The 17,895-nt window shown below is 69.4% G+C and carries 16 protein-coding genes and 1 pseudogene; 11 read left to right on the top strand and 6 right to left on the bottom strand.

What is annotated here, in order from left to right; all coding sequences use genetic code 11:
- Window positions 1-253: 253 nt before the first annotated feature.
- From ACQPXB_RS07160 to ACQPXB_RS07140, 5 genes are all read left to right on the top strand, one after another.
- The gene (locus ACQPXB_RS07160) at window positions 254-1,402 is read left to right on the top strand and encodes an AAA family ATPase (protein ID WP_432850255.1); all 1,149 of its coding nucleotides are present in this window, start codon (window positions 254-256) and stop codon (window positions 1,400-1,402) included.
- Window positions 1,403-1,880: 478 nt separating this feature from the next.
- On the top strand, window positions 1,881-2,486 hold the full coding sequence (locus ACQPXB_RS07155) for a LysE family transporter (protein WP_366584420.1): 606 nt from the start codon (window positions 1,881-1,883) through the stop codon (window positions 2,484-2,486).
- Window positions 2,487-2,549: 63 nt separating this feature from the next.
- The gene (locus ACQPXB_RS07150) at window positions 2,550-4,304 is read left to right on the top strand and encodes a glycoside hydrolase family 2 protein (protein ID WP_432850252.1); all 1,755 of its coding nucleotides are present in this window, start codon (window positions 2,550-2,552) and stop codon (window positions 4,302-4,304) included.
- Window positions 4,305-4,328: 24 nt separating this feature from the next.
- A complete protein-coding gene (locus tag ACQPXB_RS07145; RefSeq protein WP_366584424.1) occupies window positions 4,329-4,727 on the top strand; it encodes a carboxymuconolactone decarboxylase family protein in 399 nt (132 codons plus the stop codon).
- The gene (locus ACQPXB_RS07140; protein ID WP_432850250.1) at window positions 4,724-5,416 is read left to right on the top strand and encodes an epimerase; all 693 of its coding nucleotides are present in this window, start codon (window positions 4,724-4,726) and stop codon (window positions 5,414-5,416) included. Before ACQPXB_RS07145 ends, ACQPXB_RS07140 begins: the two co-directional genes overlap by 4 nt.
- Here ACQPXB_RS07140 and ACQPXB_RS07135 read toward each other — a convergent pair.
- From ACQPXB_RS07135 to ACQPXB_RS07120, 4 genes and pseudogenes are all read right to left on the bottom strand, one after another.
- On the bottom strand, window positions 5,364-6,035 hold the full coding sequence (locus tag ACQPXB_RS07135; protein WP_432850248.1) for a TetR family transcriptional regulator: 672 nt from the start codon (window positions 6,033-6,035) through the stop codon (window positions 5,364-5,366). The two genes, ACQPXB_RS07140 and ACQPXB_RS07135, sit on opposite strands and share 53 nt — an antisense overlap.
- Window positions 6,036-6,565: 530 nt before the next feature.
- A pseudogene (locus tag ACQPXB_RS07130) lies at window positions 6,566-6,958 on the bottom strand (PGPGW domain-containing protein); the annotation flags it as partial.
- Between the two features lie 135 nt (window positions 6,959-7,093).
- Entirely contained in the window at window positions 7,094-7,519 is a 426-nt protein-coding gene (locus ACQPXB_RS07125; RefSeq protein WP_432850246.1) for an SRPBCC domain-containing protein, read from the bottom strand.
- Window positions 7,516-7,854, bottom strand: a complete 339-nt coding sequence (locus ACQPXB_RS07120; protein WP_366584431.1) for an ArsR/SmtB family transcription factor — start codon at window positions 7,852-7,854, stop codon at window positions 7,516-7,518. Before ACQPXB_RS07120 ends, ACQPXB_RS07125 begins: the two co-directional genes overlap by 4 nt.
- A gap of 164 nt (window positions 7,855-8,018) precedes the next feature.
- Between ACQPXB_RS07120 and ACQPXB_RS07115 the strand changes: the two genes are divergently transcribed.
- Window positions 8,019-8,375, top strand: coding sequence for a YciI family protein (locus ACQPXB_RS07115; protein WP_432850244.1), 357 nt, complete (start codon window positions 8,019-8,021; stop codon window positions 8,373-8,375).
- Window positions 8,372-9,604: an RNA polymerase sigma factor gene (locus ACQPXB_RS07110; protein WP_432856481.1), complete on the top strand. Its 1,233-nt coding sequence runs from the start codon at window positions 8,372-8,374 to the stop codon at window positions 9,602-9,604. The genes ACQPXB_RS07115 and ACQPXB_RS07110 overlap by 4 nt, the downstream gene beginning before the upstream one ends.
- Before the next feature lie 48 nt (window positions 9,605-9,652).
- Here the strand turns inward: ACQPXB_RS07110 and ACQPXB_RS07105 are convergent, their stop codons facing one another.
- Both ACQPXB_RS07105 and ACQPXB_RS07100 read right to left on the bottom strand, forming a co-directional pair.
- Entirely contained in the window at window positions 9,653-10,261 is a 609-nt protein-coding gene (locus ACQPXB_RS07105) for an FMN reductase (protein ID WP_366584438.1), read from the bottom strand.
- Between the two features lie 29 nt (window positions 10,262-10,290).
- Window positions 10,291-11,406: an LLM class flavin-dependent oxidoreductase gene (locus ACQPXB_RS07100; protein ID WP_366584440.1), complete on the bottom strand. Its 1,116-nt coding sequence runs from the start codon at window positions 11,404-11,406 to the stop codon at window positions 10,291-10,293.
- 317 nt (window positions 11,407-11,723) lie between these two features.
- On the opposite strand from ACQPXB_RS07100, the gene ACQPXB_RS07095 reads away from it, so the two are divergent.
- The 4 genes from ACQPXB_RS07095 to ACQPXB_RS07080 all read left to right on the top strand — a co-directional run bounded on the left by ACQPXB_RS07095 (window position 11,724) and on the right by ACQPXB_RS07080 (window position 17,874).
- A complete protein-coding gene (locus tag ACQPXB_RS07095; RefSeq protein ID WP_432850241.1) occupies window positions 11,724-13,775 on the top strand; it encodes a DNA gyrase/topoisomerase IV subunit B in 2,052 nt (683 codons plus the stop codon).
- Between the two features lie 28 nt (window positions 13,776-13,803).
- On the top strand, window positions 13,804-16,290 hold the full coding sequence (locus ACQPXB_RS07090) for a DNA gyrase/topoisomerase IV subunit A (protein WP_366584445.1): 2,487 nt from the start codon (window positions 13,804-13,806) through the stop codon (window positions 16,288-16,290).
- Window positions 16,291-16,392: 102 nt separating this feature from the next.
- A complete protein-coding gene (locus tag ACQPXB_RS07085; RefSeq protein WP_366584447.1) occupies window positions 16,393-16,737 on the top strand; it encodes a PadR family transcriptional regulator in 345 nt (114 codons plus the stop codon).
- 273 nt (window positions 16,738-17,010) lie between these two features.
- Window positions 17,011-17,874: a hypothetical protein gene (locus tag ACQPXB_RS07080; protein ID WP_432850238.1), complete on the top strand. Its 864-nt coding sequence runs from the start codon at window positions 17,011-17,013 to the stop codon at window positions 17,872-17,874.
- Window positions 17,875-17,895: the final 21 nt, after the last annotated feature.

The raw sequence follows: 17,895 nt of genomic DNA, 5'->3' as shown, positions 1-17,895 counted from the left end.
GCCACCACAGACACCTCTTCCGGACCGCAGATCCTATAGGATATGTGAAACGAGATTCTTACCTCGCCGTTCGACGGTGTCAACGAGCTCGCGGACAAAGATCTGACGAATAGGCCCCAGAGTCCAGCGGCCGCGAACACGGGCAGAATTAATTTGACAACTGACCGTGAGAGCCGCAGGTGGGAGCACCCGGGGTCGGCCGCTTCGTAGTCACGATCGTTATCTGTCGGTGGCGGCGGATAGCGTCGGCCGGGTGCTGAAAACCCTTGCCGTGGAGAACTACCGGTCGTTGCGTGATCTGGTGCTGCCGATGTCGGAGCTGACGGTGGTGACGGGCGCGAACGGAAGCGGAAAGTCGAGCCTCTACCGCGCCCTGCGTCTGCTGGCCGACGCCGCGCACAACGGCGCCGTGGCCGCTTTGGCCCGCGAAGGCGGCCTGCCCTCCACGCTGTGGGCCGGCCCGGAGGCCATCGGGCGCGCGGTCCGTTCCGGGCGCGCTCCCGTGCAGGGCACGCGCCGCACCCAGGCGGTCGGCCTGCGGCTGGGGTTCTCGGGCGACGAGTTCGGCTACGCCCTGGACCTCGGGCTGCCGATCCCGAGCTCGTCGATGTTCTCCCTCGACCCGGAGTTCAAGCGCGAATGCGTGTGGTCCGGCCCGGCCTTGTCCCCGCGCACCCTGCTCGCCGACCGCGCGGGCCCGACCTTGCGCGTCCGCGACTCGACCGGCGCGTGGCCGCCCGAGCCGCAGCCCATCGGCCTGACGGACAGCATGCTGAGCTCCTTCCCCGCCCCGGAGCTCCTCCTGCTGCGCGAACGCATCCGCGCGTGGCGCTTCTACGACCACTTCCGCACCGACGCCACCGCCCCGGCCCGCGAATCCCGCATCGGCACCCGCACCCCCGTCCTCGACCACGACGGCGCCGACCTCGCCGCGGCCCTGCGTACGATCCAGGAGTCGGGCGACGCCGGGGCCCTGGAGTCCGCCGTTCAGGACGCCTTCCCCCGCGCCTCGGTGGACATCACGTCAGCCGACGGCCGTTTCGAACTGCGGTTCCAGCAGCACGGGCTGCTTCGCCCCCTCACGGCGGCCGAACTTTCGGACGGGACGTTGCGGTACCTGCTGTGGGTCGCCGCGTTGCTGAGCCCACGGCCGCCGGAACTGCTGGTCCTCAACGAACCCGAGACAAGCCTGCACCCGGAACTCCTGCCGGCCCTGGCGGCGCTGATCACCCGAACAGCCCGCCGCGCGCAACTTGTGGTGGTGTCACACTCCCAACCACTGGTCCGCGCCCTGGACTCCACGGGCGCAGCCCTGCTGGAACTCGAAAAGGACTTCGGCGCCACTGTCCTTTCCGGACAGGGGCGGTTGGACCGGCCCTCGTGGCACTGGCCGAAGCGGTAAGGCGGCGGCCACCTCGGCGGTCGATGCTTCGATCACGGCGCGCTGGACTCGTCGCAGCGGAAGCGCTGCCGGGCAAAGCACGCCGTCGCGCGCAAGCAGCCCAGCACCGCTCGCAGCGAGCACAACCTTCCGACATCATCGGCCGATCCCCTGCACCGCCCGCATACCCGAGCGACCAGCGAGGTCCGGCGCCAGCGTCCTTTCCGAACACAGGGCTCACCACCTTCTGGAACTGGCCGAAGCGGTAATACGGCAGCTGCGGAACGTCTCACACAGGAACGATCTCCGGCTCCGCACACCCGTCAGGCACCGGCACCATCGTGGCCCTGCACGGTGAAAATCGGTTGCCCACCACCCCCTCCACGGTCAGGCTTCCCCGCATGACCACAACCACCGCGCCGCACGCCACGCCCCTCGCCCCCGTCCGGGTGCGGCGTGGGCAGCAGGGCGCGCCACGGGGGTGTGATCGGGCGCGGTCGTGACGGCGGCGCTGGTCGCCGGGGCGCTCGCGGGGTACGGGATCGCCGTGCCGGTGGGGGCCGTCGGGGCGGTGCTGGTGGGGCTGGCGGCGCGGACGTCGGTGCGGGTCGCCGTCGCGGCGGCGCTCGGGGTGGCCAGTGCGGATGGCGTCTACGCCGTCGTCGCGGTGAGTGGTGGGGCGGCGCTCGCGCCGGTGCTGGTGCCGGTGGCGGGGCCGTTGCGGTGGGCGTCGGTGGTGGTGCTCGTGGTGCTCGCGGCGCACACCGCGGTGGGCGGGTGGCGGAGGTACCGCGCCGGCGAAACGCCCGAAGCCGAGGCCGCGCCGCCGGGACCAGCTCGTGCGTACCTGAGTTTTCTCGGTCTCACCCTGCTGAATCCGGCAACGATCGTGTACTTCACGGCCATCGTGGTCGGCGGTACGGCGTCGGGCGCGGTGTTCGCGCTGGCCGCGTTCGTCGCGTCGGCGAGCTGGCAGCTGCTGCTCGCGGGTGGCGGGGTGTTGCTGGGCCGCGTGCTCGCCGGCCGTCGGGGACGGTTGGGGACCGCGTTGGTGTCGAGCGTAGTGATCGTCGTGCTGGCCGTCCGGCTGGTCGTGCCGGACTGAGCGATTTACATCCGCGGCCGCGCCCGGTAGAGATGATCATCAAGCGACCCGGAGGTTCCGACGATGGTGCGTCCTGCCGTAGTTCTCGCGGTGCTGCTGTTCGGACTTTCCGGCGTCACCCCCGTCGCGCAACCGGAGTGGCACCGGCAGACGCCGCCGTTGAGTACACCGTGGACGGACGCGGTCTCCCCCACCAATGCGTTGCCCGAGTACCCGCGTCCGCAGCTCACCCGCGACGCGTGGCAGAACCTCAACGGCGTCTGGGAATTCGAGCCGGCCCTCACCGCCGAGCCACCCTTCGGACGGCAGCTGCACGAGAAGATTCTCGTCCCCTACCCCGTCGAATCGGCCCTCTCCGGCATCATGCGCCACGAGACCCACATGTGGTACCGCCGCACCTTCGATATCCCGGAACCCTGGCGCTCCCAACGGATCCTGCTGCACTTCCAAGCCGTCGACTACGACACCACCGTGTACGTCAACGGCCACGAAGTCACTCGCCACGCCGGCGGCTACGACTCTTTCAGCGCCGACATCACCGACGCCCTGACCACCGGCCCACAGGAGCTCGTCGTCGGCGTCACGGACACGACCGGTGATGGCCAGCCGCTCGGCAAACAACGCGCGCCGGGCGCCGGAGTCTTCTACACGCCGTCGTCGGGAATCTGGCAGACCGTCTGGCTGGAACCGGTGAGACCAGTGCACATCACCCGCGTGGACACCACCTCGAACACCACGACCGGTGAGGTCACCCTCACCGTCCAAGGCGCCGACGGCACGCCCTTCCGCGCCACCGCCTCCGACCACGGCCACATCGTCGCCCAGGCCGAAGGCACCGCAGGCCACCCCACCACGCTCACCGTCGGCCACCCCCGGCTGTGGTCACCCGACGACCCGTTCCTCTACGACCTGCGCGTCACACTGTCCACAGGGGACACCGTCGGCTCCTACTTCGGCGTCCGGTCCGTCGCGGTCGAGAACCACCGCATCCTGCTCAACGGCAAGCCGTTCTTCCAGCTCGGCCCGCTCGACCAGGGGTTCTGGCCCGACGGCCTGTACACTGCCCCCACCGACGCCGCCCTGGAATTCGATCTGCAGCAGGAAAAAGCCCTCGGCTTCACGATGGTCCGCAAGCACCTCAAGGTCGAACCCGACCGCTGGTACTACCACGCCGACCGCCTCGGCCTCCTCGTCTGGCAGGACATGCCGGCGATGACGGAGAACGTCACCCCGGCACCCCAGGCCCGCGCGAACTTCGAGATCGAGCTGCACCGGGTGATCGACCAGCACCGCTCGTTCCCGTCCATCGTCACATGGGTCCCCTTCAACGAGGGCTGGGGCGACTTCGACGTCGCTCGCGTCGCCGACGAGATCGCCGCCTGGGACCCCACGCGCCTCGTCGACGCCGAATCCGGCGTCAACTGCTGCCGCTCCCAACCCGACACCGGTCACGGCGACCTCCTCGACGACCACACCTACCCCGGCCCCGGCACCCCACCGCTCGACCCCGTCCGCGCCACCGTCGACGGCGAATACGGCGGCCTGGGCCTGAAGGTCCGCGGCCACGAGTTCGACCCGCCCGGCAGCTTCGCCTACGAGATGGAACCCGACAGCGCGGCCCTGACCAGGCGTTACGTCGAGCTCCAGCAGCGGCTCGGCACCGAGGTCCGCCGCGGCCTGTCCGCCGCCGTCTACACGCAGCTCACCGACGTCGAGAAGGAAGTCAACGGTTTCCTCACCTACGACCGCCGCGTCCGCAAGCTCGACTTCGCGGTGGCCCGGAGGGCGAACCTCGCCGTGCAATCCGCCGCGCGGTAACCGACGATCCCATACGGTCGGAGCATGACCGAAGAAGAGCGTTACGCACTCGGCCTCGAGACCATGAACGCCGTGAACGAAGGCAGTGCCCAGAAGGTGCTGGACGGGCTGGGTGACGTCGCGCCCGAGCTGGCGCGGCAGATCGTGTCGTGGGGGTTCGGCGAGATCTACTCGCGGCCGGCGCTCGCGCCGCGGGACCGGCAGCTGCTGACGATCGGCATGCTGACCGCGATGGGCGGGTGCGAGCCGCAGCTGGAGCTGCACATCGGGACGGCGCTGAACGTCGGCCTGACTCCCGCGGAGATCGTCGAGGCCTTGCTGCAGTCGGCGGGGTACTGCGGGTTCCCGAAGGCGCTCAACGCGACCGCCGTGGCGAAGAAGGTCTTCGGCGAGCGCGGGCTGCTGCCGGTGCGTGAAGCGTGAAGGTCGTGCTGTTCGGGGCGACCGGGATGGTCGGCCAGGGCGCGTTGCGGGAGTGCCTGCTGGACGAACGCGTGGAGCAGGTGCTCACCGTCGGGCGGACGGCGACCAGCACCGAGCACCCGAAGGTGACGGAGCTGGTGCCCGACGATCTCGACGACCTCGGCCCGCACGCCGAGCAGCTCGCGGAGTACGACGCGTGCTTCTTCTGCCTCGGCGTCTCCTCGGCCGGGATGCCGGCGCAGGAGTACGAGCGGATCACCTACCAGCTCACGCTTTCCGTCGGCCGCACCTACGCGACGGCACGGCCCAACGCCACCTTCATCTACGTCTCCGGCGCCGGCACCGACAGCTCGGAACGCGGCCGCGTGCGGTGGGCGCGGGTCAAGGGCGCCACCGAAAACGCGCTGGCGCGGCTGCCGCTCGACGCGTACGCGTTCCGGCCCGGGTTCATCCAGCCGCAGCACGGCATCACGTCGAAAACGCCGCTGTACCGCGTGATGTACCGCGTCACAACGCCGCTTTTCCCACTGCTCCAACGGCTCCCGGCGATGTTCATCACGACCGAGGTGCTCGGGCGCGCGATGATCTCCGTCGCGGCCGACGGCTACCCGCGGCGGATCCTGGAGTCGCGCGACCTCAACGACGTCGGGCGACGAGACCGGCCAGGAGGTTCGCCAGGCCCTCGGTGAGGTTCTCCGCGAACAAGTCGGCGCCCGGCGCGACGCCCAGCTCCGCGCTGGCCGTCGCGACGGCCTCGGTCGGGTTGGCGTAGGGCCACAGGCCGGCGACGATCACGAACACCGCGCCCGCGAAGTGCGCCGCGCCGGCGGGCGAGAGCTCCGGGACCTCGTCGCGCACCAAGCCGGCCAGCCGGTCGATGTTGGCGGCCGCGCGGTGTTTGAAGCTGCGCGCGGTGTCCACGGAGATGTTGCGCTCCAGCACCGACGCCATGGAGCTGACCAGCTCGCACAGCAGCCGGTCTTCCCGCAGCGTGCGGGCGATCGTCGCGGCCACGCGTTCCTCGCGCACGAAACCGGGTCCGTCGACCGACACGGCGGTGAGCGCCCGCGCAGTGGCGTCCAGCCACCGCTGCCACGCCTCGTCGAGCACCTCGAGGAAGATCGCTTCGCGACTGTCGAAGTAGCGCAGCACGTTGGACTTCGCGAGCCCGACGCGGTCACTGAGCTCCCGCAGGCTGATGTCGGCGACCGGCCGTTCGCGCAGCATCGCCGTGGCCGTCGCGAGGATCGTGGCGCGCCGGGCCTCGACCTGCTCGGGGCGGCGGGCGCGCTGAAAACCGGTGCTCACAGGCCTGAGGTTAGCAGCCCAGCAGTCTGTTAACCCGCCGAGAGGGCGATAAAGAACCATCGGTCTGTTGAGCCGACACTGTGGCCCAGCTCGCACCGGCTCGCGGGCGTCCGGCTTCCCGAACGCCCGCGAGCCTGGGTAAGAACGGGTCAGGAGATGACGAGGCTGGCGATCTTTCCGTCGCGCAGGTCGATCGTCATCGTGCCGGTGCCGTTGAAGCGGTTGCTCTTCACGCCGAGCGTGAGGACGTAGTTGTCCGCGCCCTTGCCGGGCTTGATGCCCTTCACGGTGAAGTTCGCCCCGACCCCGATGTTGTCGGTTTCGTTCCAGCTCAGCACACCTTCGTGGCCGTGGAACTTGCGTCCCCAGTCCTCGAGGAACGCGTCGGAGGTGAAGGCGTCGACGAAGCTCTCGGCGTCGGCCTTGTTGGTGGCGTCCACGAACTGCTGGATCGCGGCCGGCACCTGCGGGGAGTCCGAAGTGGTCATACCCGGATTCTGCCCGGCGGGCGCCGGACGCGCCTCCCCCTCACGGGACTTGACCCGCCGGTAGCTCCAGATCAGCAGGGCGAACAGGATGACCCCGGAGAGGATGATGCTCGACCCGGTGCTCCAGCCGCTGAACGGCAGCCAGTCGACCGTGCCCCACACGATGCCGGCGGCGAAGAGCGCCAGGCCGGCGAGCACCGAACCCGCGATCCGCAGCGGCGAGGCCACGCTGTCCTCGGCGGCCTTCATCGCCCGCGTGCGCACCGGGTCGACGAACCGTTCCAGCGCCGGGAACTGCGAGGCCAGCACCACCAGACCCGCGAGCACCAGCAGCAACCCGGGTCCCGGCAGCACCAGCAACGCGACCCCGACGAGGAACAGCAAGCCGCCCACCACCGCGGCGAACGCCTGCTTCACCGGTTTGCCGAGTTCCACGCGGCCCCCTCCTGTCCGTTTCAGCCAGTGTGCCTGGCTCACGGACCGGGCGCCCGGAGAAACTCCGGACCGCCCCCGCGCACGCGTCCGAAGTGGACCGACCGTGAACGGCTGGGACCGGCCGAGGACCGGGCGTCAGGCCTGCGCGCCGAGGTGCGCGCCGAGCTTGTCGAGCCAGTCACCCGTGCCCTGCTCGCGCCACGCCGGCTCCTCGTGTCCGTCGAGGAACGTGCCCTGTTCGGTGAGCACCAACCGCGTGCCGTCGCCGTCCGGGACGAGCTCGACCGTGGTGACCGAGACCGTCGCCAGGCCCGCGGGACCGCTCAGGGCCCCGGAGTAGACGATGCGTTCGCCGTCGACGATGTCGTGGTAGTCGGCCGTGAAACTGAGGTCGCCGCTGCGGTTGGTCTCCCGGCCGCCGACGCGGAAGTCCAGCGAGTGCTCGGCCGCGCCGAACCAGCTCGCCTTCGCGGCCGGATCGGCCCACGCGGCGAAGACACGCGCTGGCGGCGCAGGGTAACGGCGTTCGAGAGTGAACGTGGAATGTTTGACGTCGGTCATGACGTGTTCCCTTCCTGTCGGTCGGTGGTCAGAAAGCCACCGAGACGGTCGAGCCGGTGTTCCCAGCCGGTGCGCTGCTCGCCCAGCCACTGCTCGGCCAAGCGCAGGCCTGCCGGTTCCAGCCGGTACGTGCGGACCCGGCCGGCCTTCTCCGAAGCCACCAGCCCGCACGACTCGAGCACCCGCAGGTGCTGCATCACGGCGGGCAGCGACATCGCAAACGGCTGCGCCAGCTCCTTCACCGCGGCGGGTCCGGTGACCAGCCGCGCCACGAGCTCGCGCCGGGTCGCGTCGGCGAGCGCCTGGAACACCCGGTCGAGCTGATGGTCAACCATGTGCTTAACCATGCGCCCGGCTCGCCCAATAGTCAAGTAGATGCTTAACTAAAAATCTCGCGGGGCCCTGTCGGTCCAGGCGCTCCCCGGTGGTCGCAGAGACGAAACAGCTCGACCCCGCGCCCACGGCGCGGTAGGAAACCACCAGAGAGAAGGGCTAGCCGATGCGCTACATGATGCTGATCTGCGGACGGAGCCACGAGGACTCCCGGCCGGTGCCCGACGAACCGATGGACACGGCCACCGAGGCCTGGGTGAACGAGATGGACGGGCGGGGCGTGCGCCTGACCGGCAACCGGTTGCGGCCCGCGAGCATGGCGACCACCGTGCGCGTGAACGACGGCGAGGTGCTGCTGTCCGACGGGCCGTTCGCCGAGACGAAGGAGCAGATCCTCGGCTTCGACCTGCTGGAGTGCGAAAACCTCGACGAGGCCGTCGAGGTGGCGTCGAAGCACCCCGCCGCGAAGTACGGGCCGATCGAGGTCCGCCCGCTGTGGCTCTGGCCCGGGGAAACGCCCTGAGCGTCGAAGCCGCGGTCACGGCCGCCTTCCGCGAGGAGGGCGGCCGTGTGGTGGCCACGCTGATCCGGCTGACGGGCGACTGGGACCTGGCCGAGGAGTGCGTGCAGGAGGCGCTGGCTCGGGCACTGGAACGCTGGCCGCGCGACGGAGTGCCCCGGCGGCCGGCGGCGTGGCTCACCACCACCGCGCGCAACCACGCCCTCACGCGCCTCAAACGCAGCACGACGGAAGCCGCGAAGCTGCGCGAAGTCGCCGCCCTCGCGCCGACGGAGGAACCCGAAGCCGACCCCAGCGGTGTCCAGGACGACCGGCTGCGGCTCATGTTCACGTGCTGCCACCCCGCGTTGCCACTCGAAGGCCGCGTCGCGCTCACACTGCGGACGCTCGCCGGCCTGACGACGGCGGAGATAGCCCGCGCGTTCCTCGTGAGCGAGCAGACGATGTCGCAACGGCTCGTGCGCACGAAACGCAAGATCCGCGAAGCCGGCATCCCGTACCGCGTGCCACCCGCGCACCTGCTGCCGGAACGCACGGCCGCCGTGCTCGGCGTGCTGTATCTGCTGTTCAACGAGGGTTACGCCGCGACCGCCGGCGACGCGGCCGCACGCCACGACCTGTGCGTCGAGGCCATCCGGCTCACCCGCACGCTGCTGGAGCTCATGCCCGCCGAGCCCGAGATCGAGGGCCTGCTGGCGTTGCTGCTGCTCCAGCACTCCCACCGCGGCGCGCGGCTCGACGCCGACGGAGACCTCGTGACGCTGGAGGACCAGGACCGCGCCCGCTGGGACGCGGCGGCGATCGACGAAGGCCTCGCCCTCGTGGACACGGCGCTGCACCGCGGCTCCCCCGGCCCGTACCAGCTCCAGGCGGCCATCGCGGCCTGCCACGCGGCCGCCGCCACCGCGGCGGACACCGACTGGCCGCAGATCGCCGCGCTGTACGGGGAACTCGCGAAGCGCGTGCCGTCGCCGGTGGTGCAGCTCAACCGCGCGGTGGCCGTGGCGATGGCCGACGGTCCGGCCGCCGGCCTGGCGCTCGTCGACGCGATGGCGGGCGACCTCGACGGCTACCACCTGCTGCCGGCGACGCGCGCCGATCTGCTGCGCCGGCTGGGCCGCTGCGAAGAAGCCGCGGCCGCCTACCGCGCGGCGCTCGCGTTGGCCGGCAACGAAGCCGACCGCCGCTTCCTGCGCCGCCGGCTGACCGAGATCTCCCCCGGAACGCCGTGAAGGGCGCCTCGGGGGAAATCCCTCGAGGCGCCCTTCACGGAAGGTCGGCTAAAAGCCCTCGCCTGCGAGCAGCTGCTCGAACGGCAGCGACGTCAGCTCGTCCGAAGCCTTCGCCTCAGGTGCGGCCGAAACCGCCGCCGCCAGCTCGCCCGCCGCACGCTCGACGCGCCGCTGCAGCGTGCCGGTCGCGCTCGCGCTGCCCCAGTCCGACGAAGCGGCGTACACGCCCGTCGCCACGGGAATCGCGCGCAGGTAAGCGAAGAGCGGCCGCAACGCGAAGTCCAGCACGAGCGAATGCCGTTCCGTACCACCGGTCGCGGCGATCAGCACCGGCTTGCCGTCGAGTGCTTCCTTGTCCAGGACGTCGAAGAAGGACTTGAACATCCCGCTGTAGGAGGCGGTGAAGACCGGCGTGACGACGATGAGACCGTCGGCGTGCGTCACCGTGTCGATGACTTCCTTCAGCTTCGGGCTGGGGAAACCGGTGAGCAGGTTGTTGGTGACGTCCACGGCGGTGTCGCGCAGCTCGATCACCTCGACCACCGTGTCGGGACCCAGTGCGGTGCGCGTCGCGTCCGCCAGCCGGTCGGCCAGCAGCCGCGTCGACGACGGCTGGCTCAGCCCGGCGGTGACCACGGCGATGGTGCGTGCGGTCATTTCTGCCTTCTTCTTTCCGGGAAAGGGGTTCAGACGCGGGTTTCTTCGGCGGCTTCTTCAGTCGCTTCTTCGGCGTCGCGGGCGGCCTTCAGCGACTCGTGGGTCGGCGCGTCCGGCACGTGCGCGGGGCGCATCGACTCGAGCTCCTTGCGCAGCACCGGCACCACCTGCTCGCCGAGCAGGTCGAGCTGCTCCAGCACGGTCTTCAGCGGCAGGCCGGCGTGGTCCATCAGGAACAGCTGGCGCTGGTAGTCGCCGAAGTGCTCGCGGAAGGTCAGCGTCTTGTCGATGACCTCCTGCGGGCTGCCGACGGTCAGCGGCGTCTGCGACGTGAAGTCCTCCATCGAGGGGCCGTGCCCGTACACCGGCGCGTTGTCGAAGTACGGCCGGAACTCGTTCCACGCGTCCTGCGACTTCGGCCGGATGAAGGCCTGCCCACCCAGCCCGACGATGGCCTGGTCGGCCTTGCCGTGACCGTAGTGCTCGTAGCGCTGGCGGTAGAAGCCGATCAGCTGCTGGTAGTGCGACGTCGGCCAGAAGATGTGGTTGGCGAAGAACCCGTCGCCGTAGTACGCGGCGAGCTCGGCGATCTCCGGGCTGCGGATGGACCCGTGCCACACGAACGGGGGCACGTCGTCCAGCGGGCGCGGCGTGGAGGTGAAGCCCTGCAGCGGCGTGCGGAACTTGCCTTCCCAGTCCACGACCTCTTCGCGCCAGAGGCGGCGCAGCAGCGCGTAGTTCTCGATGGTGAGCGGGATGCCCTGGCGGATGTCCTGCCCGAACCACGGGTACACGGGGCCGGTGTTGCCGCGGCCCAGCATCAGGTCCACGCGACCGTCGGCCAGGTGCTGCAGCATCGCGAAGTCCTCGGCGATCTTCACCGGGTCGCTGGTGGTGATCAGCGTCGTGGACGTCGAGAGCGTGATCGTCTTCGTCTGCGCGGCGATGTAACCGAGCATCGTCGTCGGCGACGAGGGGACGAACGGCGGGTTGTGGTGCTCACCGGTCGCGAACACGTCGAGGCCGACCTCTTCGGCCTTGAGGGCGATCCGGACCATCGCCTTGATGCGCTCGTGCTCCGACGGCGTGGTGCCGTTGGTGGGGTCGGTCGTGACGTCGCCCACCGAGAAGATTCCGAACTGCATGACCGCTCCTCAGCCGGGTAGTTCGTGGTTCTTGCTTCCTTGCCTGCACAACTGCTCGCGGGAAAGAAGTATTCCATAGTGACCATGCGGGTGACCCGGCGCACTCCCCTCTCGGCACCCCTGAACCACGGGACTCTCGCCACACCGGGGCCCGAGCGCGCGGAAGCTGTCGGGGTGTGCGGATATCCTGCAGTACGGTGTCGGCTCGGGGCCTGCCCGGGACGCCACCGTCCGCAGGCACGGTCCCTGACCACATGCGTGCCTCAACCAGCCTGAACAACGCCGTACAGCGAGCCAAGATCCGGGAGAGCGACCTCGTGACTGCTGAGACTCTGTACGGGGCCGACGACCTCACGCACCTCGAGGGCCTCGAAGCCGTCCGCAAGCGCCCCGGGATGTACATCGGCTCCACCGACAGCCGTGGCATCAACCACCTGTTCTCGGAGATCGTGGACAACTCCACCGACGAGGGCGTGGCGGGACACGCCACGCGCATCGTCGTCACCATCCACGCCGACGGCAGCGTGCAGGTCGACGACGACGGCCGGGGCATCCCCACCGGCGTCCACGCGAAGTCGGGCCTTTCGGGCGTCGAACTCGTGCTCACGCGGCTGCACGCCGGCGGCAAGTTCGGCGGCTCCGGCTACAAGACCTCCGGCGGCCTCCACGGCGTGGGCGCGTCGGCGGTCAACGCGCTGTCGCACCGCTTCGACGTCACGGTGAAGCAGAACGGCAAAGTGCACCAGATGTCGTTCGCGCACGGGGTGCCCGGCACGTTCGACGCGCCCGGGCCCAAAGCGAAGTTCACGCGCCACTCCGGCCTGAACCTCGTCGGCAAGATGAAGCGCGGCGAGCGCAGCGGCACATCGATCCGCTACTGGTACGACGCGCGTTACTTCGAGACGGGCGCGGCGCTCGACGTCGAGGGCGTGCGCGCGAAGCTGCGCAACACGGCGTTCCTGGTGCCCGGCGTCACATACGTGCTGCGCACGGCCATCGAGGACACGATCAACGAGGAGACCTTCCACTACCCCCACGGGCTGGTGGACATGGTCGACTTCCTCACGCCGTCGGGCGAGAAGCCGGTGTGCGGCACCCTCGTGATCACCGGCGAGGGCACGTACAAGGAGAACGCGGCCGATGCCAACGGCGTGATGCAGTCCAATGTGGAGCGTCTCGCCGAGGTCGAGGTGGCGCTGCGCTGGGGCACCGGCTACGAGCGCACGGTGGAGTGCTTCACCAACACCATCCGCAACGTCCACGGCGGCACGCACCGGCGTGGTTTCGACCGCGCCGTCACGCGCGCGCTGCAGGACGCGATCGGCAAGACCCGCGGGCTGCTCAAGCCCAAGGAGGACTCGCCGACGCTCGAAGACGTGCTCGAGGGCATGACCGCCGTGATCCACGTGCGGCTGCCCGAGCCGCAGTTCACGTCGCAGACCAAGGACGAGCTGTCCACGGCCGGCATCACGCGGGTGATCCAGGGCATCGTCGACAAGCACGTGAAGGCGTGGGTCGACGACCGCAAGACCAAGTCCGAGGCGAAGGTCGTGCTGCAGAAGGTGGTCGACGCCGCGCGCGTGCGGCTCACCCAGAAGCAGCAGAAGGACGCCGCGCGACGCAAGACCGCGCTCGAGGGCGCGGCGATGCCGCCGAAGCTCGTCGACTGCCGCACCACGGGCGTCTCCCGCAGCGAACTGTTCCTCGTCGAGGGTGACAGCGCGCTCGGTTCGGCCCGCATGGCGCGTGTGTCGGAGTACCAGGCGCTGCTGCCGTTGCGGGGCAAGATCCTGAACGTGCAGAAGGCGTCGCTGGGCGACACGCTGAAGAACGCCGAGATCGCGTCGATCGTGCAGGTCCTCGGCGCGGGCACCGGCCGCACGTTCGACCTCACGACGATGCGCTACGGCCGCGTGATCCTGATGGCCGACGCCGACGTCGACGGCTCGCACATCCGCACGCTGCTGATCACGCTGTTCGCGAAGTACATGCGCCCCGTGATCGAAGACGGCCGGCTGTACGCGGCGATGCCCCCGTTGCACAAGCTCGTGACGAAGGGCCGCAACCCGGAGACGCACTTCACCTTCACGCAGCGCGAGATGGAGACGAAGTTCGCGGAGCTGGAAAAGGCGGGCAAGAGCATCGTCACGCCGGTGCCGCGGTTCAAGGGCCTCGGCGAGATGGACGCCGACGAGCTCTGGGAAACCACCATGAACCCCTCCACGCGCTCCGTCCGCCGCATCACCATGGACGACGCCGAAGCCGCCGAGAGCGCCCTGGAGCTGCTCATGGGCGAAAAGGTCGAACCCCGCCGCAACTGGCTCGTCGCCTCCTCCGACCGCGTCGACCGCGACGCCATCGACGTCTGACTTTCCTTAGCTACCAAGGAGTTCTACCGTGGCACGCCGCAAGGGCACCACCACCAAGGTCGATCCCAGCGCGTTCGACTCCGCCGGGGCCAACGTCTTCGACAACTCGCTCAAGACGGAGATCGAAGACTCCTACCTGGAGTACGCCTACTCGGTCATCCACTCCCGCGCCCTGCCGGACGCACGGGACGGGTTGAAGCCGGTGCACCGGCGGATCTTGTACTCCATGAACGAGAACGGCTACCGCCCGACGCACGCGTACGTGAAGTCCTCGCGCGTCGTAGGCGACGTCATGGGCAAGTACCATCCACACGGTGACGTCGCCATTTACGACGCCATGGTGCGGTTGGCGCAGGACTTCTCGCTCAACGTTCCACTGATCGACGGGCATGGCAACTTCGGTAGCCCCGACGATGGACCGGCAGCTTCGCGTTACACGGAAGCCCGCATGTCCCCGGAAGCCATGCAGCTCGTCGGCGAGCTCGGTGAAGACACCGTCGACTTCCGGCCCAACTACGACGGTTCCCTCGAGGAGCCCTCGGTGCTGCCCGCCGCGTTCCCGAACCTGCTGGTGAACGGCACGTCCGGCATCGCGGTCGGGATGGCGACCAACATGATCCCCCACAACCTCGGCGAGGTCATCGCGGCGGCGCGGTGGCTGATCACGCACCCGACGGCGACGCTCGACAAGCTGATGGAGTTCGTGCCCGGCCCCGACCTGCCGACGGGCGGCAAGTTGCTCGGCCTCGACGAGGTGCGGCGCGCGTACGAGACCGGGCGCGGCGTGGTGCGGATGCGCGCGAACGTCGAGACGGGGCCGCTGGAAGGCAGCCGCGGGCGGCAGGCGATCACGGTCGTCGAGCTGCCCTACGGCGTGGGTCCGGAGAAGGTGATCGAGAAGATCACCGACGAGGTCAACAAGTCCAAGCGGCTCACCGGCATCGCGGACGTCAAGGACCTCACCGACCGCGAGAACGGCACGCGGCTGGTCATCGAGTGCAAGGTCGGCGTGAACCCGCAGGCGCTGCTGGCGGACCTGTACCGGCTGACGCCGCTGGAGCAGTCGTTCGGCATCAACAACCTGGTGCTCGTCGACGGCCAGCCGCAGACGCTCGGGCTCAAGGAGCTGCTGGAGGTCTTCCTCCGCCACCGCTACGACGTGGTCACGCGGCGCACCAAGTTCCGCCGCCGCAAGCGCGAGGAGCGGCTGCACCTCGTCGACGGCCTGCTGATCGCGCTGCTGAACATCGACAAGGTCATCAAGCTCATCCGCGAAAGCGAGAACGCGCAGGCGGCCAAGGACGGCCTGATGACGCGGTTCAAGCTCTCCGAGATCCAGGCGACCTACATCCTGGACACGCCGCTGCGCCGCCTGACCAAGTACGACCGGCTCGAGCTGGAGTCGGAGCAGGAGCGGCTGCGCGAGGAGATCGCGGAGCTCACGAAGATCCTCGAGGACGACTCGGTGCTGAAGAAGCTCGTGTCGTCGGAGCTGGCGAAGATCGCGAAGGACTTCCCGACGGAGCGGCGCACGGCGCTGATCGACGGTGACCTCAAGGAGGTGCTGGCGGCGTCGAAGCCGTCCGGGCCGCTGGAGGTCGCCGACGATCCGTGCCAGGTCATCCTGTCGGCCACCGGGCTGGTCGCGCGGACGGCGGCGGAGTCCGAGGAGTCGTCCGAGGTGCGCCGCCGCAACGGCCGCGTGAAGCACGACGCCGTGTCCGCCATCGTGCACACGACCGCGCGCGGCCAGGTGCTGCTGGTGACCAGCCGCGGGCGCGCCTTCAAGACGGACGTGCTGCCGTTGCCCGTGCTCCCGGAGCAAGCCGGCACGGTCTCGCTCCGCGGCGGCATGGCGGCGCGCGAGCTGGTGCCGTTGGAGAAGGGCGAGACGGTGGTCGGCGTCGCCCCGCTGGGCGAGCAGGCGACAGGTTCGCCGGGCCTCGCGATCGGCACGCGCGCGGGCGTGGTGAAGGTGGTCGCGCCGGAGTGGCCGGTGCGGTCCGACGAGTTCGAGATCATCACGCTCAAGGCCGGCGACGAGATCGTCGGCGCCACCTGGCTCACCGACGGCCAGGAAACGCTGGCGTTCATGTCGTCCGAAGCGTCACTTCTGCGCTTCCCCTCTTCACTGGTGCGGCCGCAAGGTCTCAAGGGCGGCGGCATGGCCGGCATCAACCTGGGCGCCGGTGCTTCGGTGGTGTTCTTCGGCGCCGTCCGCACCGATGACGACGACCACGGCGAGCCCATGGTCGTCACGGCCACGGGCCAGTCGGTGAAGGTCACGCCGTTCAGCGAGTACCCCGCGAAGGGCCGCGCCACGGGCGGCGTGCGCGCCCACCGCTTCCTCAAGGGCGAGGACTCGGTGGCCGTCGCCTGGATCGGCCCCCGCCCCGCCGGCGCCGCCCGCAACGGCGACCCCGTGGAGCTCCCCGAGGTCGACCTCCGCCGCGACGGCTCCGGCCACGCCCACCCCGGCCCGGACGTCGTGGGCCACACCATCGAGCGAGACTGAGTCCTGCCTGAGCGGGGCATCTGCCAAGTGGCGGGTGCCCCGCTTTTTCGTGTCCCTCGATCGTGCGATGCGTTATATATCGCCCTGCGATACATTGGAGCCATGGTCACCACGCGCGGCATGTCCGAACAGGCGTTTTTCATCCTCACCGCCCTCGTCGACGCCCCGCTCCATGGCTACGGCATCGTCGGCGAGGTCAAGACCCTGTCTTCCCACCGCCTCACCCTCCGCGTCGGCACCCTGTACGGCGCCCTCGACCGCCTGACCACCGAGGGCCTCGTCGAACCCGACCACGACGAGGTCATCAACGGCCGCCTCCGCCGCTACTACCGCTTGACCCCGGACGGCCGAACCGCACTGTCCTTGGAGGCCGAACGACAGGCGGCCAATGCCCGCGTGGCCCACCGACGGCTGGGACTGGGCCTTGCCGGGGAAGGCTCGTCGTGAGTGGCCACACGTACCGACCCGGGTCAGCGCGGGGAATGACCAGCCTCGAATATCCCCGCTCCCCAACCACAGAACCCGGCGCAGCCGCCACCACATCCCCCAACCGCCGCCAACACCACCAAGCCAACCGCGTACCCAGCCCCCGCCCTGGACCTCGATCCCCAGCTTTGACGCGGTGACAATCAAAGATCGGGGTACCGGCCACACGACCGATCACCGGCAACGGTGTGCGCAGCACGCCGAGCCGAAACCCAAGAGCAAGGCGGTGACGACGTGAAACCCCTCGAACTCAGGTATCGCCGGCTCACCCGCGTACTACCGGCGCACTACCGCCAGGCGTGGGAGGACGACATGGTCTCCACATTCCTCGAAGCCACGACCACCCACTCCGAAGACCCCGAGTACGAACTCGACTACGGCCGACCGGACGCCCGAGAGACAGCAAGCATCCTCGCCCTCGCACTACGGCTGCGATTGAGCAGCGAAGGACCACCCCGCTACGCACTCGCCGGTGAAGTAGTCCGACGACTGGCCCTGGCGGGCACAGTCTTCCAAGCCTCATTGGCACTGATCACCGGAATCCTCCGCCTCACCTGGCCACCACCACTCGTGCGCGACGCACCGACAACCACCCTCATCCTGGAACTCCTGTGGTTACCCGCACTGGCCGCACTATTGACCGGACGCAGGAAAACCGCCGCAGCGTTCACCACCGTGGCAACCATCGGCACAATTCTGGGCCCCGGAAGCTGGGGCATGATCCTGCTCCAAGTCGCGACACTCGCGGCCATCGCCACCTACCCCAAACCCGCGACCGTCCACACCCGACAGTGGCTGACCGCCACCGGAATCACTGCCATCGCAGCGTTCACCGTGCAATGGCTGGAAGTCGTGGACGAAGTCGCGGTGGCCGGAGTCCTGACAGTCGCCACCGGCCTCATCCTGCTGACCACCGCCCGACCGGCCGCACGCGCGACCTGGCTGGCCGCGGCGACCATCGTCACGATCGCCATACTGGCCACCCTCCCCAGCATCATCGGACACCTCGTTCCGATCGCCTGGGCAGTAATCGGAGCCCTTGCCATCACCGGAACCGCGCTCGCCGTCCAAACCCGGAGGACGAGCAAAGCCACTTGAGCAGTCTTCGTCACACCCCGA

Origin of the sequence: Amycolatopsis sp. CA-161197 (genome assembly GCF_050942255.1) — a bacterium.
In the GTDB taxonomy this organism is placed as follows: domain Bacteria; phylum Actinomycetota; class Actinomycetes; order Mycobacteriales; family Pseudonocardiaceae; genus Amycolatopsis.
The sequence above is the reverse complement of the archived record's forward strand: the minus strand, read 5'-3'. Positions and strand labels throughout refer to the sequence as shown.